Origin of the sequence: Megasphaera paucivorans, from assembly GCF_900103535.1 — a bacterium.
GTDB lineage: Bacteria > Bacillota > Negativicutes > Veillonellales > Megasphaeraceae > Megasphaera_A > Megasphaera_A paucivorans.
This window is the reverse complement of record NZ_FNHQ01000002.1, coordinates 1-23,272: the sequence shown is the minus strand read 5'-3', so window position 1 is coordinate 23,272 and position 23,272 is coordinate 1. Positions and strand designations below refer to the sequence as shown.

Here is a 23,272-nt window from a genome sequence, read left to right as displayed (position 1 = left end):
AATTCTCTACTTTTTGTATAATACTAAATAATTGGTAACATCGTTTTTCCTAATAATTGGTAACACTTGAAAATAATTGGTAACACCAAAAATAATAATTTTATACATTAATTCTAACGTTTTATTCGAATGTAGGCCCTTTGCAGGCCGTAGATATTCCCAAAACGTAATTTCCCACTTCGTTCTTTATATGGCATCCATCCTCGCATTCCCTGCATGATACTGTTGAGTTCTCGGGCAACGGCGTTTGTTAACTGCGGTCGGCTGCCGTTCATGGCTTCGCACCATATCTCCAGGATGCATACCCGTTTTCGTACGACGACGGCATCGGGTGCCCTCTCGTCGTAGTCCTCTAAATAGGCCTTACGGTCATACAAGTCTAAGCTATCCCAGTTTTCCGGCAGTTTCTTATCCAGATAATCCTGTATCAACCCTGCCTTTTCACTGCCTTCTGTATGCGCCTCCTGTAGTTCTGCGGCCGTCTTGGCCACGTCTGCCGGCAGCAGTAAGCTGTCATTTTGTCGATAGGCCTCATACACCTCTGCCCATATCTGGTCTATATCTATCTCCCCGATATCCCGGTCACTTCCCTGCACAAACAGCGGCCAAAACCTTCGGCCACCTGTGCGGTCCTTCAGAAAAATATAATCATTGGTTGTTGCCGCAAATACGCACTGGCGGGGAAATTCTTCCGTACGCCTGCCGTAGGGTGCCCGGAACTTATCCACCTGCCTAGAAATAAACGCTTTAATCTGGTCATTTTCCGCTTTGTTGGCCGCCTGCATTTCAGAGAGCTCAATCATCCAGCTGCCCTGCAGCTGTTCCATGGGATCCTTTCCCTGCAGGCTGACGATAGAATCATTGAACCACTGCCGGCCCAGCTTAGCCAGTACTGTAGACTTGCCAATACCCTGTGGACCGGAGAGAACGATGCAGGGATCAAACTTGATACCCGGATGCAGCACGCGTGCGACAGCGGCCTTTAAGTGTATCAGCGTGACCGTGCGCACGTACGTGTTGTCTTCGGCGCCCAGATAGTCAATATAAAGCGTTTCTGCCCGCTTGACGCCATCCCAGTGCAAGCCTTTTAAATACTCCCGGACCGGATGAAACCGGTTCTGCGCCATGACCTCTGTCAATGCGTCATCGATGACGCCCCGGCCGGTCAGTTTGTAATACTTGGACAGATAGTTCCGGAGACTCGCGTCATCGGCATCACGCCAGATAACTCCTTCCTGGCTGCGGTGCCAGGGCAAATCTTTCTTCAGCAGGATGCGGTGAGAAAAGTCGTCTAAACCGAAACTGTCTTTTAATAGGGGATCGTGCGATAAAATCAAAATGAAGTTTTCGGCCGTCGGCTTAATGGCCGCGTTCTTGCCACGTTCTAAGTGTTTGAGCCAGGACTGGTCCTGCTCTGCGTCCGGAAGGTCCAAGCCGTCATCCGTCATGAGCCCTCTAATCTCGGCCATATCATGTTCTGCCAGTTCTTGTTTCGTGGCTTCGTCATTTCCTGCCAGTTTCATCATGGCCACGTAGGAAGGCCGTTTGTTGATAGGCGTCCGGTCGTCGGTATCGTCATCCAGATGACTGAACGTATGGATCCGCACCAGATCAAACGCATTGCATAATTTTCCGGATGCCGGATCCGTTCCGTGATGGGAATACGCAAATTTATCATCATAGAGCACCAACCCGGCAGACGTGCTGCCCTCGGCATATGTGTATCTGTCTTCATGCCCCGTCGGGAGATATACCTCATTTAAAAATGTTTCAATAGCCTGCGTGATCGTGTACTGTCGGCAGAAAGCCCCGATAAGTCCCGGTTTTTCCGCCGGTTCCCCTTGATGTTTGGCCTCCGTCTGTCGTGCTTTTACTTCCGTAGGACCTACAGGCCACTCTGCCGTGTCATGCCAGTCTTCATACGTAGCCAGTACGTCCGCAGGCGGTATAGGCGGTGCGTCATTATAGGTAAAGATGTACGTGCCATCCTGCGGTGCTGACGGCCAGTACATGAGTCGGTGGACGTCATAGGTAGTAACATCAAACTGACCGATGCCGATAGTATCGGCAATACGCCGGGCAACAGCCGGATACGCTTCCGCCGGTATGGGTTCTGAAAGCGGTATCACAAGCCGCAGCCGTGGAGATTCCGATGTATGGCTGTGGGTAGAATATAAAGCCCAGGCATAATGCCCGACGGCCAAATCTACCAGCAGCAGAAATGTATCCATGTCATCCACATGGTCCGCATCCAGGCAAACCAGCTGGCGGTGTATCACATTCTGCTGCAGCCGGCGGCCGCCTTTCAGTTTGCCGCCGACAAAGCCGCCGACGTCCTTTGCCTTGTCCTTATCCGACTTTTTAAAAGTCCTGTACTCGGCTGCGGTTTCGCCTGTCCGGGCCGGAGTCTCCAGCTTATGCAGAAACTCCGACCACAAAATAGGCTTTGTACGCCAGACCTCCGCAAACCGGTTGGCCCCTGTTGCTATATCAAACTGTAAATCGTACTTCATAGGTTACACCGCTTTCTGCTCCTGTTCCGGCATCTGCAGATCGGAGCAGGGTGTCAAATGATGTTTTTGCACCCATCCGCAGATGATGCTGTTCATCCGTGCGTCGCTGGACGCCAATTTATTCTGCAGCAGCTTGGCCTGTATCAAGGTTCCTTGTCGTACTTCGATGCAGGCCAGTATCGTGTCACCGGTACGTACTCCTACGATGATGCATTGATGCTTCACGGCCCGGTCACCATAGGACTTCACACAATTATGGAGTGCTGCGCTGATGGCATTCAATTGATGTGTACCTTCCGGCGTGTAAAACTCCAGTCCGCTGATTCTGTCCCGCAGTGCCTTCATTTCCCGCGTCTGCGGGATGACCCGGTTCGCATACTTCTGCTTGTCGTGCAGCGCCATAACCGCATCGTGTAAATCCCGGGCGCCAACATGAGGCTGCCGCCAGAACACTTTTTTATTTTTAGGAGTCAGCTGTACATACATGCGTGCTGTATCTTGAAGAGTTTCGCAGTACTTCGTTAAAAGGCGCATTACCGTTTCATCGTTATAGAAGCGGGCAATTCGTCGCAGAAATTTCATGACCTCTTCATTACGCCAAAATCCAGCACCTTCGCACCCATACTCACTATAGTAACGGCCTGCCCCCCTAACAGGTCCAATAGATTGCCCGATACGCAGCAGCATATCAAAATTGGAAGTGATGTGCTGCGCTCTTTGGAATAATATTTCTGAAAAGAGGCCTTTGTCTTTCAGCGCCTTACGCATTGCCTTCTTCTGCGGCAGTGCAAAGGCATCACATACGGCAGAGTAATATTCCTGCCCTTTACTCGTACGTGCTAACACTTCTTTTTCATAGTCCAGCACCTCTGAATCATAATTTTTGAGGACCTCCCATGAATCTCGATCATACTTAGGGGCTGTCGGAGCGGCCAACCGCCAGGCAATGTTTTGTAAAGCATTAAAGAACATACCATACCGGCCCTGCAGCGACGTTCCTACATACATAGAAGGAACATGATATCCCAGCTTTTTACATATTTTTTGTTCGATTGTTTGCCGCCATAACTTAAAAATATCGGTTATCCCTTTGCGTTCGCGAGAAGCTTTTGATTTATATGTCAAATATCGCAACGGTGTTGTTTCCGGCCAATCGGGGTGCGCCACCATATCTACCGTAGTCGTCCCTGCCGATGTTTTGATATACAGGCACTGGTTCTTGATATCCGCCTGCAGGGTACACCGTTGTCTACGCTGCTGCCGGATAAGTCCCAGCGGTTCTTCTCGTGGTGTGCTCTGGACTGCCTGATATTTTATTTCCAGGTTTACCGTGGTCGCCGTCTCCGTTACCCGAAACCACATCTGGAGTGGTATACATTCTTCGCGGTCCGTCTCGTAGAAATACCCCATATAAGCTATTAGCTGAGCTCCGCATTTAGGGCAGTAAAAGTGCTGCCCCTCATCATATGTATGACAGTAGTGATCCTCAAGATGCCACCTACAGCTAAACATATGCCCGCAGTCTACGTGCATCTGTATTGCTGGGTAACTCTCCGTTCCGTCATAATAACTACCCCCTCTATACTGCTGCACCACATCCCACAAAAGGCCTGTTTCCGCGTATCCTAGTATTTTCATACCGACACCCCCTAAAACAGGTCATCCAGATCAGCGGTAATGTCTTCCTCTACTGCCGGTTCTTCCACTGGGGGCTTAGCGGTTCTGTGGTGAGACCGTTTTTTTGGTTTATCTTCGGTTGCAGGTTTCGCTTCATCTGCAGTAGTTTTTTCATCCACAGGTGGTGTAGTCGGTTCTGCTGTTGCCTCTTCTGCTTTTTTTGCTTCCTTCTGCTGCTTCAGAATCTCTGCGGCCAACCGGCAGGAAACAATCGCGCCATTGCAGTAATCTACTCCCGTCTTGATATCCGACAGCCGAATTTCATCTGTTGTATTTACAATTTCTTGTTCCAATAAATTCTTGATTGATTGTGCCATTTCTCGTTGTTTGTTGAGCGTATATTCTGTTAATTCCATAGTAATCAACTCCTAATCTTTCATAAAATATTTAATTAAACGATTCTTACAGCTGTTTGAACGCTTATTTTCCCCCGACCCTTTGAGAGGGCAACCGTCGCAATTATGTTGTGTTGCGTAATCGATAATACAAGCAATCGCGCTATTCAGTGCCCACGAATACTTTAATTTAGAATATTTGTAAAAGTTGCTTTCTGAGCGCATAGTTTTTTCTCCCTTAATCTTTCATATAATAGTTAGTTTCAAATCCGTCGGCATTCAGTACGAGTCCTTCATTCCAGGAAACATTCTGTGTCATGATAGCAATGGCTTCTTTCAGACTTCCCTGCCCTTCCGGCATTTCACAAATCACTTCATCGTGCACATGCGCCACTATTTTATAACCCGCCTTATCCAGGCGTATCATAGCAATTGCCAAACAATCTCTGGCCACGGCCTGCACAATGTTTTCCACTAACTTACCGCCATAGGTTTCAAGGCGCCCCCATTTACGGCTTGTCTGTTCCATCCCCATATACTCAATGGATTCTCCACCGAATCGATTCGTACCGATCCGCGGATGGATGTACACCAGATGCCGACCGCTGGGCAATTCAATAAATAAGGCGCCTTTTGCAACCCGGAATATAAGGCCGCCCTGCTTAATGCGCTGTGGTTTACGGGTACGAATAGCATTTTTAGCGGCTCTGTCGGCAGCGCCCCAAAACTGAATAATTTTAGGCGATGCCGCACGCCATTTTTCTACGATATCCGGCAGTTCTTCTTCGGACAGTCCCTTTTCCAGTGCCCCCATGATAACAAGAGCATGCGGTCCACCGCCGTAACCTAAGGCCAGTTCGGCGACCTTTCCTTTCTGTCGCAAATCTCCGTTGATGCCGTGCTTCACGACAGGAACGTGAAACATGGAAGAAGCAGATGCACAATAAATGTCACCGCCTTCGGCAAATACGTTCATGCGCCATGTTTCTCCGGCAAGCCACGCAATGACACGGGCTTCGATCGCCGAGAAGTCGGCAATGATAAACCGTTTTCCTTCCGGTGCTACGAGTGCGGTACGTACGAGCTGGGATAATACATCGGGTACGTTATCATACAGCATTTCCATGACGTCGAGATCACCATCTTTTACGAGATTCCGCGCCGTATCCAAGTCCGGCATGCTGTTTCGTGGCAGGTTCTGCAGCTGGATGATGCGCCCAGCCCAGCGTCCGGAACGCGCTGCCCCATAAAACTGGAGCATGCCCCGGCACCGGCCGTCTTTGGCCATGGATCCTGCCATGGCTTCATATTTCTTGATACTGGTCTTTCCTAATAACTGCCGAATTTCCAGGATACGCCGCACATTCACCGGTAAGTCTGTTTCTGCCAAAAGTTCCTGCACGGCTTTCTTATCCATGCATTCCAACGGACGTCCTACTTGCTCTTCCATCCATTCTTTTAGCTGCATGACACTGTTCGGATTGGAAAGCCCCGTAATCTCCGTAGCTTCCTCCATCAGCGTGTCATGATGTATCACGTTCATAATGACTGCATTATTTACCAACGTTTGATCCACGGCAATACCTGCAGCGTTTATTTTCTGATCCAGGCACCACACCTGATGTTCGGTATCCGGCGGCCGCAAGGCTAACAGCTTTCTCCGGATTGCCTTTTCCACCACGACGTCCTGCCGGTTATACTCTATGTACTCGACCCATTTGTCCGGGGCATCTGCCGGCATATTTCGCGTTCTCCCTCCATTAGCCTTAGTTGGTTTACAGGGCATTGAAAAATATCGGATCAGGGCTTTGCCCCGCGCATCTTTCTGCTTGTCCTCCCCGAAGTGTAATACCTTGGCCACGTTGGCCAAACCCGTAGGCAGGGAATTGTAGCAGGCAAGTACGCTGGAGCATTCCCACTGCGCTGTCTGCAGGGGCGGTAAATTTCTGCGCTGCAAGTACTTGCTTAAACATGTTATTTCAAAGTTGGCATTAAAGGCCGTTTTGATGATATCGATATCGTACAGGCACGTAATTAGGTCATCCGGTAATTCCTGTCGCGTCATATCAATGACCGTGACCGGATCTTCATCAAAACTGTAACCGAACAGCAGGATGGTAAAAGCATCGGAGTCTACATATTTGTAGACTCCGTATTTGATTAGGTTGACGTCGCTGTAGGTTTCTATATCTATTGCGAGCGTTCTCATATTTCTCAGCTCCTAAAATAAATCATCCACGCTGCTGTTTCCGCCGAACGCATCGTCTTCGATATCCTCATCACTGAAATCACTGTCGGTCACCACAGAACCGCTAAGCGGTTCGCCGTCCTTAATTTTTCGCAGGCCCTGCAATCCGCATCCGATGCCTTTATTGCCAGAGGCTGCATACGGATAAAATGTAATAACCGCTTGGCAGTAGCATCCGCTATATACCTCCGACTTATCGAGAATTTCGTTTCTGTCACGGTCTACAATTTTAGGGGCCCTGTCTTCGTTGGCATTCGCATTGATAAAATAGCAGTCTTCGTAATTCGGATCACCTGGGCGATCCGTATCGCCGTCCCGGATCGGCATATGCAGTTCTTTTACAACTTTTCCCCATTTTTCTTTAGAGGCAGAATCGTTTTTAACCTGCTTCAGCGCTTCGCTGATTTTAGCCAGTGTCTTCTTATCATCTTTACGGATAAGAAGCGAACAACTATATTTCATGGTTCCGGACGGCGTTTCTTTTGGCGCCCAAATATTTGCATAACTGATTCGTACTACTCCTGTAGAAATCTTAACTGTCATAATGTTTTATCTCCTTTTTGAATAAAATCTTCTAATAACGTATCATCAAAATCGTCGGCAACATCCTGTAACGGCATCGGTTCCCGCCGATCCGTTTCTGAAACCAGCGTTGGCTTGCCTTCCGGTTTTTCAATGAATTCCTTTAATAGTTCGCTGAAATGCTTCTTCCCGCATAATTTTTCTAATTCCGTAATGGTTTTGAGCTCGCGGGGTTTATATACGGTATCGTGTTCATACCCATTCAGCTGCAGGATCGATGCCGCTTTGTCTTCATCGGTAATCTTGCGCCGACTGATACCTTCTACCACTTTCAGCCCCGGCCAGGTGGTACCGGAAAGAGCCTCGGAGAGTGCATAATCCTCGATATCCTTCAACCAAGATTTTATTTCCTTGGCCTTTAAGATAATATCTGAAATTTCCCAGTCTTCCAGCTCCGCACCGGGTGCAAAGTCTTTTTTAACAGAAGACAGCATATAATCTGCCAACGCCCGGCACGTAGTGCGGCACCGGCAAAACCGGCAATGCACTCCCGCTACCGGGGCGCCCTTACCATCCCACGCCTGTTGCGCAATGGGGCGGATCTGTGTACCCCAGGCAAGCAGTTCCGCAATAGATATTTCATCCGTAGAAACGCTGTCCAGCCGCGGCTGCACGATCGTCATTTTAACATTGTCGTAACCGTAGCAGATACCGAACGCATTATGCGCCCCGAGTGCGTAGAACCGCATCTGCGTATTTCCTACGGCAGAAACAGGTACCCCTTTTCCATATTTCAGATCCACAATTTCTATATAGTGGTCTGATACGATCACCGTATCGCCCGTCCCAAATCCTTCAGGAGCCCAGGGTGAATAGTCCAGGTGGTATTCGATATGTACTTCGGCATCCGGTGAAACAGTCCGCGCTTCATTGATTTTTTCGATGACAATATCTACATAGCGCCTTACGGCTTCCATCATTTCACCGTCTGTATCATGGGCGTCCATTGCTAACGTACCCTCATCCAAATATCCAGTAGCAACATACTCCTTCAGCCATTGCTCCGCCAAGGCATGCGCCCGGGTACCTTCTTCCGCATATGGGCTTGTCGTATCAGTGAGCTTTTCCTCCATCCGAGCCGAGGGCGTACATACCAGCCATCGACTCGAGCTGGAAGCGGACAACAATGCATGTTCTCCCATTATTCTGCCCCGATTGCTTTCAGGAAATCAGGCATTTGGGACTGCATCATGTGAGATAAGCGATCCAGCTTATTTGCTTTCAGCCACGCATTGGCCGCATCCATCGTTTTGGTTTTATCCTTTTTGAGCAGCGGTGTCATTTTTTTGCGGAGCTCCTGATTTTGTTCGTCCGTAATAACGGCATCCGTTGGTTCTTCTACGGGTACTTCTACCGGTACTGCCTGCGGGGTTTCCGGAGCTTTTGTTTCGACAGGTTTAGTAACTATTTTTTCAGGAACGGCTTTCGTAATCTGTGGTGCTATGGTAATAACATTTGTGTTTTTTTTCTGTAAAAATTCCTTCAGTACTTCGCTAAAAGTGTTCAGCGTGGTAAGCAGTGCCGGTGATTCATCTAGTATTACATGTACATTAATATCCATAATTTATAATCTCCCTTCGAATGTGAAACATTTACAAATTACTTCCTTTTGTGCTATAGTTACCTTGAACTAATAATTTTTTTTGCAGAGCCGTTGACATTGCTGTGTCAACGGCTTTTCCATTGTCTAATATTTTTAAATCTTTGCAGTTAAGTGGTCTTCCTAGAACAACATTAATTTTTAATTGATTGGTATCATCCAATCCGATTTGCATAACACCATCCTTTAAAATTGCTACTAATTCACCTTCTGAAGGGTCATATTTTTCGCCCTCAATTTTCTTATACCGTTCAAGTACCTCTCTTGCAATTAAAATAATATCCATTTACTCACTTTTCACCTCCTCACACAACTTCCCATAAGCCGTATGCCAGCAGGCATCCCATTCCGGCATACACCCCAAACCAAAAAACAATTTCCAGGGCGTCCTTAATTGTTGCGGGTTCGCCATAGTCGGTGGCTTTGCTATAACAAATGGCATTTAGTTCCTGCCTCTTTTCATAATTGGTGTTGACAAACCACCACGGGGAACCAATAGTGTCTTTTGTGGCATTCATCCCTCATTCACCTCTCGATCAGCCTGCTTCAACATTTCGCCATTGATGACGACTGCCACCTGGGCCATTTTAGACCGCAGTTCCTTAACTTTCTGCTCGGCATTTTCAGCCCGCACAATGGCTTGATGATACTCAAACGGGCTAATCGTATGACGGTCTTTTTCGTCAAGTCCCTCAAGCTCGTAGACTTCTCTCATACGGTACATCACATTAGGTAATCCGTGACGGCGTTTAATCAGCCCCACATGTTCCCTCTCTTCGATAGCTTTTGTTGAGCAGCCCCAACGTTTGGCAAGTTCCTGTTTTGAAATTACTGTTTTTTCTTCCATTTTGTCACCTCACTTTCTAGTATTAAACTTAGTTGTCTGCGGAATAAAAAAGGTATTCCATATCAAAGGCGGGAAAAAAAACTTTTTTAATCTTCATCGCCTCATCAAAATAAAATCTAGATTTTCCCTGTATTTTGTCACTAACAGTGGCAGGGCGAATTTCCAATAGATCAGATATTTGACTTTGGACAATATGCTTATTTGCCATTTCTTTTATTAAATTTTGATACATGTTCACACCCCCTTTCTATACGCTCAAAAATACGATGTATCGTATTACGTGTTTAGTATAACATGATATGCTGTATTGTCAATACGATATACCGTATATATTGTTGTGTTTTATCAAATACTTTTACAATTTACATAAAAATATACGGTATATCGTTGACTTGATACGATATACCGTATATAATAACAGGCAAGAGGTGACTAACAAATGAGTATTAATTTAAGAGACCTGATAGAATCTCAAGGATACACTATAAAATCTTTTGCAAAAGAAATTAACATACCATATACAACATTAATATCCATGTTAAATAAGGGAATAGCCAAATCAAGTGTTGACAATGTAATTAAGGTGGCCACTAAACTAAATATTCGGGTTGAAGATTTAGCAGACGATGCTCAGAATGACTCCCAAGGCTGGTACCACGATCCAGAAATAGCGCAGATAGCTGAGGAATTGCGTACCAATCCTAAAATGCGTATTCTTTTTGACGCTTCTAAGGACTTGAATAAAAAAGATATTGATTTTGCTATCAACATGATCAACGAATTAAAAAAGAAAGAGGGCATTGATGATTGAATATTATTCTTATTTATAAAGCAATGCCTTTGCACATGAAAGCCTTGGTACACCCTAATGTGGACGGTACATATACCATTTTTGTAAACTCTTTGATTGATCATAACAACCAAGTTAAAGCCGTTTTACACGAGGTAAGCCATATTCAATGTGGTGATTTTGACGCCAATGCTCATGCGGATGTATTAGAGCATTTACTACATGGACAAGAGGTTTCAAAATCAGATCTACCAGATATACAATTTTTTGTTGTCGCTTAATGCAAAAGAGATTCGCTACTATAAGTTTCCATTTTTAACGTTTCGGAAAAATATTACTAGGCATGTAAATTAATTTCGGAAAAAGCTAAACTACAAATATTAGGTAGAGTTATCATTTGTTCTATGTATTTGTAATTTATATTAATACTCTTATTTTTAGATAGGGGGGAAAATTAATTATGATTATTTTATTTACTATTTTATTTTTTCTTGCTATTATTTCTTTAATTTTAGGGTTAATGAAACCTTGCTTAATTATTCGATGGGGGACAGATGAAAAGAAAACTAGAGGAAAAGCAGCTTTAATTAGTACTATCGCCATCATTATCTTTGCTATTGGTGCAATTTTCTCTACCAGTTCCACGCAAAAGCTATCCTCATCTGATCCTATGGCCAAAACAGCACAGGAAGAAACAGTACAATGGAATAAGTCCGATCCTGATGCACTAAAAAATGGCAACATAAAACTAGCTATTGGGGAAATAAAAAAGCATAGAGCCCTGGCGCCCATTGCCGAGTCTCAAGATGCAACTGTTGTCTATAAGTCACCATGGAACTACTATGGCAAGGTAATTTCTTTCACAGGCAGGGTAGCTATCGCCGAAAATAACCCACCTGACAATGATCTATCTAAGGCGCTAGGGGGCGAAGCCTGCGAAATTGTCATCGAATCCAGTAAAAATGTAATTATAGACGCTCTGATTGCCGGAAACGTTAATAATACCCAAGTTGGACAACAAATAACTCTATATGGGTATCCTGTGGGTCGAACCGATGTAAAAAACAAAATAGGCGGATCATTCACACATTTGGTAGTTATTGGAAAATTGCAATAGAATACTTTAAAAACAAAAAATCCCGTCACCGGGTGCAACCGGCAACGGGAGAACGCAATCGCACCACCAATCAAAATGGGCTGATTACCTTATTATTATAACATATCAGCCCCTGTTTTTACACATGAAAGGGGTTAATAGAATGCAATTAGAATACACTTTCACATTTCGTGAGAAGGACAACGGAATCCAAGTTATCCTGTCATACAAAGACGCATACGGAAAATGGCATCAAAGGTCTAAGCAGGGGTTCAAAGGGAAAAACCGGAGAGCCTTGGCCAAACTTGCTGGAGATAAATTATTGGAGCAGGTAAAAGAAACGGTGAACGTAGAATCAGAGAACTGCGGTATGCAGCATCTCACGCTCCGTCAACTAAAAGAACTGTTTTTACGTGATCAAAAGAGTAATCTCGAATATAATACACGCTCTACTTATGACCAGGCCATAGATGCTTTTAATACTATCTCCGACAGGGAAATAGTAAAAATCACGTATGCTGATATTGTCGACTGTCTTAATAATCTATCTTGCCGGGCAAGCACAAAACAGTTATATATGATAAAAATAAAAAGATTATTTCGGTATGCTATATCCCCATACAAAATCCTCATGCATAACCCCGCTACCGACATCATTGTTCCTAAGGACAAGGAAAATAAAAAGCTTCACGCTCTTAGCCAAAGTGAATTTATGGATTTACTAAACAGTCTTCGTAATTCCGACTATGCCGCTTATGTTGTAGTGGCCATTGCAGGATACGCAGGATTGCGCTATGGCGAAATAGCTGGCCTCACGTGGGATGCAGTGGATGTAAAAAGAAAGACAATAACAGTTTGTCAGCAATATGGAGCCATAGATAAAAATATCTATGGCCTTAAACCGACAAAAAATACAAATGGAAATCGAGAAATACCTATCCCCGATGCACTTGTAACACTATTAAAAGAATATCGCTGTACGGTTCCTTTGAACATTGATAAACGAATATTTAAGGGGGTAAATCCGGTCCGAATAAATAGACAGATACATATCTCGCGCCCGGATATCAGTATTCACAACTTACGGCATACTTACGCCACGCTCCTACTGGCAAACGGCGTCGACATACGCACCGTGGCTGCCCTTTTAGGAGATAAGACTGAAACAGTGTTAAAAACATACGTCCACTATACAGACGAGATGCGAGAAAAAGCCAAAGAAGATATAAACAAAATTTTTTGCATCTAATTTTTGACGTATTTTTGACGAATTTACAAAAAACGCCGTGTTTAAGCATCCATTCATGAAAATTATATTTCATTATAAAATGAATCCACTGATTTGTCTAACACTCTTTTTCAACACAAGCTTTCCGTTAAAATGCGAATCACATCTTCCCGTGTCAATACGTGATATCCCCCTTTTAAAATAAAAACGGAATCGCATATGTCTTCCATCATATCTGCAGTAACCCCAAAATCCTTTATACTCATAACACAGCCAATTTCTTTTAAATACGCTTCCATTCGATCCAATCCCTCACCAGCTATTTCTTCATCACTCTTGTTTTCTGTACGGACATCCCAAACATGCTGAGCATATCGTTTAAATTTTTTTAATCCGTAAGGTAAAATAAACCGATAATACGGCATAGACACTGAGGACAACGTCATTCCATGTGTACCATCCGTATAGGCAGCAACTGCCTGTCCTAACATATGTACCATCCAATCTGTCGATTTACCTTTAGCAATCAAAGTATTTAACGCCCAAGAAGCAATCCACATAATATTGCTTCTTGCTTCATAATCACAAGGATGTTCTACTGCAATCCGGGAACTGTAAATCAGCGATTTCAACAAACCCTCACTAATATAATCGGACGTATTGTCATCTTGACCGGAAAAATATTGTTCAAGAATATGTGACATAATGTCATAAATACCAGCCACCATTTGATATCGCGGCACAGTAAAAGTGAAAACAGGATTTAGAATAGAAAATTTTGGAAATACCGCGGGTCCAAAAACGCGTCCTATTTTTAACTTTTGTTCATGGTTAGTAATAACAGCTCCCCCGTTCATTTCTGAGCCAGTCCCCACCATAGTCAATACACAACCTACTGGAATAACTGCATTATCCACTTTCTTCATTTGTAAAAAATATGTATCCCACGGATCTTTTTCACAATAGGCAGAAACAGATACCGCTTTAGCATAATCGCAAACAGAACCCCCACCAACTGCTAAGATCAAATCAACCTGGTTCTGGCAGGCTAATTTACTTCCTTCATATACTTTCTCTATCGTTGGATTCGGCATTACTCCCCCATCTTCAATGATAGTTTTACCAGCTTCCTGCAGTATTGAAATGATTTGGTCATAAATACCATTTTTTTTAATAGAACCGCCGCCGTATACCAATTGTATCTTTTCTCCATAATGGACAAGTTCTTTTTTTAGATTATCTAATGCTTTATCACCAAAATACAACGTAGTCGGATTAGAATAACAAAAGTTTCCTAACATGCCATATCGCTCCTTTTACCGTATCTGTCTTCATGAAAATAGATGTCTTACAATTCTCTTTATATTTTTCCTTCTATAAAAAAAAATATATAATTACGTTTTTTCGTGCAATAACAAAATCATATCATACCAAACGGCACCTCCATGCAAAGAACCTGACCGCCCTTCACACGTATATCCAAATTGTTTGTAAAAAGGAATTAAATGTTTTTTACACGTCAATATAACGGCCTTCTTATTTCGTTCATGAGCTGCTGCAATATATGCTTTCATCAACATTTTAGCAATGCCCTGATGCTGTTCTGATGGCAGTACATCTAATCCAAAAACCATTTGATAATCCGCTTTATCATCATGAAACATCGTGGATTCATATAAATCATCTGTCAGTTTTCGTTGTTTAGTCACACAGCCATTAATAAACCCTATTACTTCTCCTTTTTTTTCAGCTACGAAAAAAGAATGAACAAAAACATGTATCCGCTCACTAAGACGTTCATACGTTGCCGCTTCCGCTTTTGGAAAACATTGCTGTTCTATATATACAACACGGTTTAAGTCTGCCCTTCTGGCTGCTCGAATAGTAATTTCCATAAAAAGAACTCCTCATATATTACCCAATTCAATTTGTCTAACCTATATATTTTGCTCCCATAGTCCTTTCACACGGAACAAAGGCGATGACCCGACCGGCCATCGCCTTTATGAAAAGCGGCATGTATGTGGATATGGACATATCCCCTATTCCGTTGTAAGAATCACCGTCATGCAATCTCTTTTCCTACTCAGACTATTTGCTATTTAAGTGCCTTTTGGACTCACATCCTTTGACCTTACAAACAGTCTCTCATTGATGCATTAACATAATGTTTCATACACAATCCCAATAACTAATAGTTTGCTTTTCAACATGCTACCGGTCATCTGGGCAAGAAGTAAACTGCGTGATTCTTTTCCAATGCTTTTAACGGGTAACATTCCACATCCTTTCCGCTTTTTACACTTTTATTATATCATCAGTATATTTTTAAGTAAATACCTTTTTGTTATTTTAATTATACATATTAATCATCATTGTATATGGGTCTTCTCTGCTTACCTGTATTCTGTAAGCATTTTCTTGTTGTTCTTATTTTTCCCCAATTATACGTAGCAACTCTTCATTAATAAATCCATTCGCAGCACAAATATCCGCATTGCAATCAACCTGTATCTCTTTACCGGTATAATCGCTTACACGTCCGCCCGCTTCCTGCACTAATATAATTCCCGCCGCCATATCCCAAGGCTTTAAATTTCGTTCAAAATAACCATCATATCGTCCCGCTGCTACGTATGCCAAATCTAAAGCGGCACTGCCTGAACGACGAACATCTAAACAACGGCAATATACCTTTTGGAATACATCCCAATTTTTTGGAATAAACTGCCGATCATATGGAGATGTCCCGATTGCCATAAGAGATTTTTCTAAAACTTTATTTTCTGTAACATGAATCGCTCGTCCATTTAGAAAAGCCCCTTGTCCGCGAACAGCATAAAAAGTTTCCTCCGTAAATGGATTATAAATAACTCCAAATTGCAAATCCTTTTTATTATAATAAGCTAACGACACCGCACTTAGCCCCACATGACGAATAAAATTTTGTGTACCGTCAATCGGATCCAGTATCCAATAGCTGGTATCCGGCTTAATGTAAATACGTTTCTGTTCCTCAGCAATCAAAATAGTCTGGGGATCCAGCCGATATAATTCCTGACGCAAATACTCCTGAACAGCCACATCAATCTGTGTCACAAAATCAGATCTTCCTTTAACAGTTACTTTAATTTCTCTTGTATCATCTACAAAAAACGGTCGAGTTGTCTGAACAACCCGAATGATTTTTTCATAATCCATAATATTCTCCTGTAATGTGTATTTTATACGGCATAGTATTTATACAAAATAGTAACATATAAAAAAACTCATGACAACATGCCATGAGTCCAAGCCGTTATGTATCTATGGTGGAGACGAGGGGGATCGAACCCCTGACCTCTTGCATGCCATGCAAGCGCTCTCCCAGCTGAGCTACGCCCCCATATAATAAGTAAGTCCAAAATTGAACTTGCTTAGATATTTTATCATAGATATATTGATAAATCAAGTTCTATTTCCAGTTCTCATATACAGAGAAGCTTTATTACATGGATATCCATTATATTTCTTCATTTTTCTATACAGCAGTTCTTATATAGTTTCCACCGCATTCAACTTCTGTGTTCTTATTATTTTCCTTTTCCAAGTAAGTCTTCTGCCTTTGCTATATTCCCGCGAATCTTAGCACAACAGGTTTTGAATTCGGCCATTTCATCAGCCGGCAAAGGATATTCCACAATATGCTGAACTCCATTGGCTCCAATAACAGCCGGACAGCCACAATAAATATCCTGTTCTCCATACTCTCCTTGGAAAGGCACACTGGCCGCCATCACTTTTCCCTGGTTATGCAAAATAGATTTTACAATATTTGCTGCCGTCGAACAAATTCCGTATTCTGTACAATGCTTGCCTTTGTAAGTAATCCAGCCGCCACGGATCGCCAAATTTTTAGTATCTTCACGATTCAATGTAAACTTCGGATCTCGTTCCATTTCGTTTAATGATTTTCCCGAAAAAGACACAAAAGACCATGGAACCATTTGAGAATCGCCGTGTTCTCCCATCATAAAGGCAGTAAAGGAGCTTTGTTCTATTCCTGTCTGCTGAGAAATCGCACTGACTAAACGGGAGGTATCAAGTCCGGTACCGGTGCCAAGAACCTGATTTTTCGGCAGACCGCTCAATTTTTGAATAAGATACGTGATAACATCACAGGGATTAGTAATATTAACAAAAATTCCGTTAAAGCCGCCTTTCATTACCTTCGGGATATAATCAGCCACCTGTGCCGCAGTAAACTTCATTTCATCATCACGGCTTCCCGTAGCAACCAGTGTAATATCGCCGACGCAGTTAACGATAACATCACAATTGCCCAATTCTTCATACCCGGCAATACTATATGTAACGCGATGCGGCATAAATTGAACGGCATCCATTAAATCCTGTCTTTCACTGCAAAGTTTATCTTCATTTTTATCACAAATAAGAATATCATCAGCAATTCCCATCATTCCTAACGTAAATGCTACATGAGCTCCTACATGTCCCATTCCAATGACACCGACTGTTCTTTTCTTTACTATCATATTCATCTCTCCTATCTATTTGCAAGTGATACGCATTAAGGGATTATAATTTTTCATTATACCACTATTATATAAATGCGTAAACTTAGAATTACTGTTTAATTTTTTTATAATAATTTATTTTTAATATTAAATGCATAACATTCTTTTTTATCTGAAAAAATATGTATATTATTTTTCTTCAAAACAAACCTTTATTTTTCCTAAAAAACGGCTCTCCCATACATTAGATTTTTATCTGTTATATGAGAAAGCCGTCCACCATTTAGGTATGAAATATTTTACTTTATTCTTTAAGCTGCAATATACGCTGGTTGCTGGAACCTCTGAATTGCAGAGATATATCTTTCAGTTCTTCCTTGAATTCTCCATCGACAATCGTATCAATATACGACAACATTTTCTTTGTAACCTCACTATACGCCTTGCCTCCGTCTTTAAAATCCTCCGGATACGTATAGCCTGTATAACACCAAATCGTTTTATCAGGATACGCTTCTTTTACTTTATCAAGAAATTTTACCAATGCTTTTTGATGACAAGGTTCCATCGGTTCACCTCCCAACAAAGTAAGTCCACTGATATATTCCGGTGCAATAGCCGTTATAATCTTTTGTTGTACAGCCTCTGTAAAAGGTTCCCCATACTCAAAACTCCAAGCTTCCGGGTTAAAACATCCTTTACAATGATGTGTGCATCCAGAAACAAAAAGGCTTACCCGAACGCCCGGACCATCGGCAATGTCATAAAACTTGATATTCGCATAATTCATTTTTTTCTCCTACAAATGCATGACTCTATCCTTAATTTCTTCGGTTCTTCCTTGATTCCAGAATTGAGTCCCAATATACCCACACGTCCGCCGTGCCACATTTAATTTATTCTGATCCCGATTTCCGCATTTTGGACATTCCCATACAAGTTTTCCATCACTTTCAACAATTTGGATTTCTCCATCAAACCCACATTCTTGGCAATAATCGGATTTTGTATTCAGTTCAGCATACATAATATTTTCATATATAAACTGCTGCAGCGCTTCAACGGCTTCCAGATTATGCTGCATATCCGGTACTTCAACATAACTGATAGCACCCCCTGGTGAAAGTCGTTGAAATTGGCTTTCAAATTTAAGTTTTGTAAAAGCATCCACCGGTTCCATTACATGCATGTGATAACTGTTGGTAATATAATTTTTATCAGTTACCCCTTTGATAACACCAAATCGTTTCTGTAAACATTTAGCAAATTTATACGTCGTCGATTCTAAAGGAGTCCCATATAAACTAAAATCAATATTATGTTCTGCTTTCCATGCTGTACATTTATCATTCATATGCTGCATAACCGCTAATGCAAACGGTGTAGCTTGCGGATCGGTATGAGATTTGCCCGTCATATATTTCGTACATTCATATAAGCCGGCATAACCCAAACTAATAGTCGAATAACCGCCATATAGCAGTTCATCGATAGTTTCTCCTTTATCTAAACGAGCTAATGCTCCATATTGCCAAAGAATAGGTGCCGCATCCGACTTCGTACCTTTCAGACGATTATGACGGCACATCAATGCTTTATGACATAGTTCTAGCCGTTCGTCAAAAATTTTCCAAAAAGATTCCATATCTCCCTTACTGGACAACGCTGCATCCACCAAGTTAATCGTAACAACCCCTTGATTAAACCGCCCATAGTATTTCGCCTTATTCGTTTTGGGATCTACATAAGGGGTAAGAAAACTCCGGCATCCCATGCAAGTATAACAATGACCGTCTCCGTTTTTATCGACTTTATTTTGAAGCATAATTTTTTCACTTATATAGTCTGGCACCATTCTTTTCGCAGTACATTTTGCAGCTAATTCCGTTAAATAAAAATAAGGTGTCCCTTTTTTCAAGTTATCTGGCTCCAATACATATATCAATTTGGGAAACGCCGGCGTAATCCACACACCGCTTTCATTTTTCACTCCTTGAATACGTTGCTGCAGCATTTCTTCGATAATCATTGCCAAATCTTCTTTTTCCCGTTCATTTCGTGCTTCATTCAAATACATAAACACGGTAACAAAAGGCGCTTGTCCATTGGTGGTCATCAAGGTAACCACCTGATACTGTATAGTCTGCACCCCCCTGCTAATTTCTTCAAGAAGCCTCTTATGAACAACTTTTTCTATTTTCTCAGCAGAGGTCTCTACTCCCAGTGTCATACATTCTTCCACAACACTTCTGCGAATTTTTTGTCTGCTGACATCCACAAAAGGTGCCAAATGAGTTAAGCTGATACTCTGTCCGCCATATTGACTGCTAGCTACTTGAGCAATAATCTGCGTCGCAATATTGCAAGCTGTAGAAAAGCTATGCGGACGATCAATTCGTGTACCACTTATAACCGTTCCCTGTTGCAGCATGTCTTCTAAATTGACCAAATCACAGTTGTGCATGTGCTGGGCATAGTAATCGGCATCATGAAAATGTATCATGCCTTCTTCATGGGCTTTTACTATATCTTTAGGAAGCATCAGCCGCATCGTTAGATCCTTGCTCACTTCTCCCGCCATATAATCACGCTGCACACTATTAACCGCAGGATTTTTATTAGAATTTTCTTGTTTTACATCTTCATTATTGCATTCAATCAAACTCAATATTTTATCGTCTGTCGTATTTCTAGTCCGTATAAGAGAATGAACATATCGGTATGTAATATATTTTCGTGCAACTTCAAACGCATTGTATCCCATGATTCCATTTTCCACATAATCCTGTATGTCTTCTACATTCATCGCATGTGGTATTTCACTGCATATATTTTCTACCTTTTCAGCAATACTGCTGATTTGCAAAGCATTTAATCGGTGTTTTTCATCTACAACAATATTGGCCTTGCCGATAGCTTTAATAATCTTGTCTACGTTGAAAACTTCTTCTGATCCATTACGTTTTATGATTTTCATCCTCTGACCCTCCAAACAAATATCATTATAACTTAACCTCTACTGCGTCTAACCTTTTCCGATATCACGAAGCCATAAAAAAGGACAGCACAAAAAATATATTTTCTGTTGTCTCAAAATGCCGTATTTTGTCCAAACAAATTTACTATTGAATTTACACGATCCATTGCTATAAAATTACAAATTAGTTAAAAGTACTCCGATATTCGGTTTTTTCAGTATAAGGCAATTGCACGGAATTGTCAATCATGATATACAATATATTCTATTATATATCATGATTATAATAATAACAATACTATATATAGTATTAGTTTAATATAGTATTAAGTTCTATCTTTACTTAGTATAAAAAACAGTGCAAAGGCTTATTCACTTCATATATTTCACAAAATTCACTGAACATACATAAAAAAACCGCTGAAAAAGGTTCGTTCCCTCAGCGCTCTTTTTATACCAGATTATATAATTTTATTTAAATCACGTGCTTGCAGCATTCTTATGATCTCTTATATCGTTTTATACTTTACAAAGTTTCAGAGCAAACGCCCTGGCATGTGCTGCTTTCGTCTCATCCATAAATGCAGATTGATACCCTAAATGCCGTTCCGCCAGCATTCCCATATATTGGAGTTGGGAATGCCTGCAATATCTACGAATTCCTTCTTCAAACAGATCTGCCCCTTTTTCCGGTCGATATCCACAAGTCGTCACTATCGCCATTTTCTTGCCCGCCCATAAAGACGGTCCTTTTCTTTCACCATAGTACATATTCATCCCATATACCATTCGATCCAACAAGGCTTTCATAGGAGGTGTACAATACCAAGAATAAATAGGAGTTGCTAAGATAATACAATCACTGCTCATGATCTGATCCGCCAAAAAAACTGCATCATCCTGAATAGTACAGGTAAATTTCGACCAATCTTCCTGACAAAATCGGCAAGCACGACATCCGGCAATTTTTTTATCATATAGCCATACCAAATCAACCTCATGTCCTGCATTCTTCAATGTTTCACAAAAAGGCTGCAGGCATTGCATTGTATTCCCATTTTTACGGGGGCTTCCCTGCAAAATTAAAAATTTCATATATTCCCTCTCATTAATTATACTGCATACCATTTCCAAATCAAAAATATACTCTTCCTATACAGCAAATTATATGATTTTTTTAAATTTGTCAATAAATAAATTTTTTATTATATAATTTATTAAATCATTTTTCTTTACCTGTTGAATATTACCGGATAGTCTGTTTTCATCATCTTCTCTACTGAAACCATATTAAAAATTTTAAAATCAACAAGATGCACTACCCTGATTTTATATTATCAGTACTTTTTACCAACAATGCAATGTTTCGCATTTCGTCAGCAAACTCTTTTGTTCCATTAAAATTTTTCAACATGCTTTCCAAATCACTCTTATAATGGCCATATGCAGTATGCATGATAATAGCTGCACAAAAAGGCCGTGAAACATTAAGTTCAACGAAGTTGATAAGATCATGTTCCACTCTTCCGTCAATTAATATTTTTGTAAACTCTTCAATTGAATAGTCGAACTTACCAACTGAAATTTCCATTATAAAAGTATCTGCATCATTAGGAAAATATTTCTTATAGCATGTGTCGAAATCAGGAATATGATACATGAAATGCCGCCCTCCTGCAGAAAATTTGAAAAATAAAACCGCACAACCAGTATCTTCGTTTTTTTTACAACTATAAGACATATGCTTTTACTCTATATTCTTTTTCAAAAATACTGTGTTTTCATAATATGGATATATCTAATAAAAATATTTAAAATACTATTATGGATGCCTTCCAAATAGAATTGTTTCAGATCAATAGTACATATTGCTCAAATATGTATAAGATACCTTTTGATTTATAGGTCTTTTCCATGTATCAAATAAAAACTTTTTACAGGCTTTCTATAAGACATATTCTTTATTTCTTTTTTACACTGCAGGCAATCATCCTACATATACCACATTTTTTTTTCCATTTCACTGAACTCAAACAAAACAGAAAAATCAATGTTGAGACCATTGGCAATATCAATCAATACAGCCACAGAAATATTATGATTATATTTTCCTCTTTCAATGCGTCCCAAAGCACTGGTACTTATGTGGGAAAACCCTGCGAGTTTTTCCTGTGTTAATCCATTCAGTTTACGGTAATAGACAATTTTTGCGCCGATTTGTTTAAATACAACTTCTTTACACACCCACACAGTGTCCCCCTTGTTTACAAAAATACTTATTATAATAATTAAAAATTGTCACTCGAGCATCAAGTTTTCTTCATATAAATATTATCGCACAATTCAGTATTACTTTTATTACCTAGATAGTGCTCGTATCCACCTAAATGATAAAAACAACTTTATTAGGTTACTGCTAAGGCATCTCTGTATAATTTTATACATATAATGTTTCATAAAAGCAATAAATTATGATTATTTAATAATATTTAATGGTTGATGATTTATATATAAATAAAATTTATTTATATATTTTTTTACTTCTATATAAAAAAAATAGTAATGCATAAATATAAAAATCAGTCAGAGACATCATCCTAATTTCTCTGACTGATTTTTATGTAATATAGTCATCCCACAGGAATCGTAATATCATATTATTTAATTAATATATTCGACTATTCGACTGATAGTGTCAAGATAAATGTGTAAACGTTCCTGCAAGCATTTTAGGCTGTTCTTACCGATTAGGATTATCAAACATATTCACTAAATCACTTTCGGCCGCATTGAACCCTAAATGGATTCGAGCAGCTTGCTTTCGATTATAGTCACTGTAATATGTACAAACAAATCGTTCCA

24 protein-coding genes and 1 tRNA gene are annotated in these 23,272 nt (G+C 41.1%); 4 read left to right on the top strand and 21 right to left on the bottom strand.

Features of this window, described 5'->3' with window-relative positions:
- Positions 1–113 precede the first annotated feature (113 nt).
- The 11 genes from BLR11_RS01360 to BLR11_RS01310 form a co-directional block, all read right to left on the bottom strand.
- Positions 114–2,513 (bottom strand): virulence-associated E family protein, encoded by a 2,400-nt coding sequence (locus BLR11_RS01360; RefSeq protein WP_091647527.1) that lies wholly within the window; start codon positions 2,511–2,513, stop codon positions 114–116.
- A 3-nt stretch (positions 2,514–2,516) separates the two neighbouring features.
- Positions 2,517–4,151, bottom strand: a complete 1,635-nt coding sequence (locus BLR11_RS01355) for a PcfJ domain-containing protein (RefSeq protein WP_091647525.1) — start codon at positions 4,149–4,151, stop codon at positions 2,517–2,519.
- An 11-nt stretch (positions 4,152–4,162) separates the two neighbouring features.
- Positions 4,163–4,546 (bottom strand): hypothetical protein, encoded by a 384-nt coding sequence (locus tag BLR11_RS01350; protein ID WP_091647524.1) that lies wholly within the window; start codon positions 4,544–4,546, stop codon positions 4,163–4,165.
- A gap of 217 nt (positions 4,547–4,763) precedes the next feature.
- Positions 4,764–6,734, bottom strand: coding sequence for a DNA polymerase (locus BLR11_RS01345; RefSeq protein ID WP_091647522.1), 1,971 nt, complete (start codon positions 6,732–6,734; stop codon positions 4,764–4,766).
- A 12-nt stretch (positions 6,735–6,746) separates the two neighbouring features.
- Positions 6,747–7,316, bottom strand: a complete 570-nt coding sequence (locus BLR11_RS01340) for a DUF2815 family protein (protein WP_091647521.1) — start codon at positions 7,314–7,316, stop codon at positions 6,747–6,749.
- A complete protein-coding gene (locus BLR11_RS01335) occupies positions 7,313–8,497 on the bottom strand; it encodes a DUF2800 domain-containing protein (RefSeq protein WP_176762828.1) in 1,185 nt (394 codons plus the stop codon). The genes BLR11_RS01340 and BLR11_RS01335 overlap by 4 nt, the downstream gene beginning before the upstream one ends.
- Positions 8,497–8,916 carry a hypothetical protein gene (locus tag BLR11_RS01330; RefSeq protein WP_091647516.1) on the bottom strand — a complete coding sequence of 140 codons (420 nt, stop codon included), beginning with the start codon at positions 8,914–8,916 and terminating at the stop codon, positions 8,497–8,499. Before BLR11_RS01330 ends, BLR11_RS01335 begins: the two co-directional genes overlap by 1 nt.
- Positions 8,917–8,947: 31 nt before the next feature.
- The gene (locus BLR11_RS01325; protein ID WP_091647514.1) at positions 8,948–9,241 is read right to left on the bottom strand and encodes a hypothetical protein; all 294 of its coding nucleotides are present in this window, start codon (positions 9,239–9,241) and stop codon (positions 8,948–8,950) included.
- Between the two features lie 19 nt (positions 9,242–9,260).
- A complete protein-coding gene (locus BLR11_RS01320) occupies positions 9,261–9,473 on the bottom strand; it encodes a hypothetical protein (protein ID WP_091647513.1) in 213 nt (70 codons plus the stop codon).
- Positions 9,470–9,802, bottom strand: a complete 333-nt coding sequence (locus tag BLR11_RS01315; protein ID WP_091647511.1) for a hypothetical protein — start codon at positions 9,800–9,802, stop codon at positions 9,470–9,472. Before BLR11_RS01315 ends, BLR11_RS01320 begins: the two co-directional genes overlap by 4 nt.
- 28 nt (positions 9,803–9,830) lie before the next feature.
- A complete protein-coding gene (locus BLR11_RS01310) occupies positions 9,831–10,034 on the bottom strand; it encodes a helix-turn-helix domain-containing protein (RefSeq protein WP_091647509.1) in 204 nt (67 codons plus the stop codon).
- A 207-nt stretch (positions 10,035–10,241) separates the two neighbouring features.
- On the opposite strand from BLR11_RS01310, the gene BLR11_RS01305 reads away from it, so the two are divergent.
- The 4 genes from BLR11_RS01305 (at position 10,242) to BLR11_RS01290 (ending at position 12,937) form a co-directional block, all read left to right on the top strand.
- The gene (locus tag BLR11_RS01305) at positions 10,242–10,613 is read left to right on the top strand and encodes a helix-turn-helix domain-containing protein (protein WP_091647507.1); all 372 of its coding nucleotides are present in this window, start codon (positions 10,242–10,244) and stop codon (positions 10,611–10,613) included.
- A complete protein-coding gene (locus BLR11_RS01300) occupies positions 10,610–10,873 on the top strand; it encodes a hypothetical protein (RefSeq protein WP_091647505.1) in 264 nt (87 codons plus the stop codon). The genes BLR11_RS01305 and BLR11_RS01300 overlap by 4 nt, the downstream gene beginning before the upstream one ends.
- A 179-nt stretch (positions 10,874–11,052) precedes the next feature.
- A complete protein-coding gene (locus BLR11_RS01295) occupies positions 11,053–11,709 on the top strand; it encodes a hypothetical protein (protein WP_091647503.1) in 657 nt (218 codons plus the stop codon).
- Between the two features lie 142 nt (positions 11,710–11,851).
- Positions 11,852–12,937: a tyrosine-type recombinase/integrase gene (locus BLR11_RS01290; protein ID WP_176762827.1), complete on the top strand. Its 1,086-nt coding sequence runs from the start codon at positions 11,852–11,854 to the stop codon at positions 12,935–12,937.
- 110 nt (positions 12,938–13,047) lie between these two features.
- Here BLR11_RS01290 and BLR11_RS01285 read toward each other — a convergent pair whose 3' ends face one another.
- The 10 genes from BLR11_RS01285 to BLR11_RS01240 form a co-directional block, all read right to left on the bottom strand.
- Positions 13,048–14,217, bottom strand: a complete 1,170-nt coding sequence (locus BLR11_RS01285; protein ID WP_091647499.1) for an iron-containing alcohol dehydrogenase — start codon at positions 14,215–14,217, stop codon at positions 13,048–13,050.
- A gap of 93 nt (positions 14,218–14,310) precedes the next feature.
- The gene (locus BLR11_RS01280; RefSeq protein WP_091647497.1) at positions 14,311–14,811 is read right to left on the bottom strand and encodes a GNAT family N-acetyltransferase; all 501 of its coding nucleotides are present in this window, start codon (positions 14,809–14,811) and stop codon (positions 14,311–14,313) included.
- Between the two features lie 535 nt (positions 14,812–15,346).
- Entirely contained in the window at positions 15,347–16,117 is a 771-nt protein-coding gene (locus BLR11_RS01275; protein WP_091647495.1) for an inositol monophosphatase family protein, read from the bottom strand.
- A 108-nt stretch (positions 16,118–16,225) separates the two neighbouring features.
- A tRNA-Ala gene (locus BLR11_RS01270) sits at positions 16,226–16,301 on the bottom strand.
- A 187-nt stretch (positions 16,302–16,488) separates the two neighbouring features.
- Positions 16,489–17,451 carry a lactate/malate family dehydrogenase gene (locus tag BLR11_RS01265; RefSeq protein WP_091647494.1) on the bottom strand — a complete coding sequence of 321 codons (963 nt, stop codon included), beginning with the start codon at positions 17,449–17,451 and terminating at the stop codon, positions 16,489–16,491.
- Positions 17,452–17,737: 286 nt separating this feature from the next.
- Positions 17,738–18,223, bottom strand: a complete 486-nt coding sequence (gene nrdG, locus BLR11_RS01260; protein ID WP_091647492.1) for an anaerobic ribonucleoside-triphosphate reductase activating protein — start codon at positions 18,221–18,223, stop codon at positions 17,738–17,740.
- Between the two features lie 9 nt (positions 18,224–18,232).
- A complete protein-coding gene (gene nrdD / locus BLR11_RS01255) occupies positions 18,233–20,410 on the bottom strand; it encodes an anaerobic ribonucleoside-triphosphate reductase (RefSeq protein ID WP_091647491.1) in 2,178 nt (725 codons plus the stop codon).
- Positions 20,411–20,929: 519 nt separating this feature from the next.
- On the bottom strand, positions 20,930–21,505 hold the full coding sequence (locus tag BLR11_RS01250; protein ID WP_091647489.1) for a flavodoxin family protein: 576 nt from the start codon (positions 21,503–21,505) through the stop codon (positions 20,930–20,932).
- A 223-nt stretch (positions 21,506–21,728) separates the two neighbouring features.
- On the bottom strand, positions 21,729–22,070 hold the full coding sequence (locus tag BLR11_RS01245; RefSeq protein WP_091647488.1) for a hypothetical protein: 342 nt from the start codon (positions 22,068–22,070) through the stop codon (positions 21,729–21,731).
- A gap of 332 nt (positions 22,071–22,402) precedes the next feature.
- Positions 22,403–22,660 carry a helix-turn-helix domain-containing protein gene (locus tag BLR11_RS01240; protein ID WP_091647486.1) on the bottom strand — a complete coding sequence of 86 codons (258 nt, stop codon included), beginning with the start codon at positions 22,658–22,660 and terminating at the stop codon, positions 22,403–22,405.
- Positions 22,661–23,272: the final 612 nt, after the last annotated feature.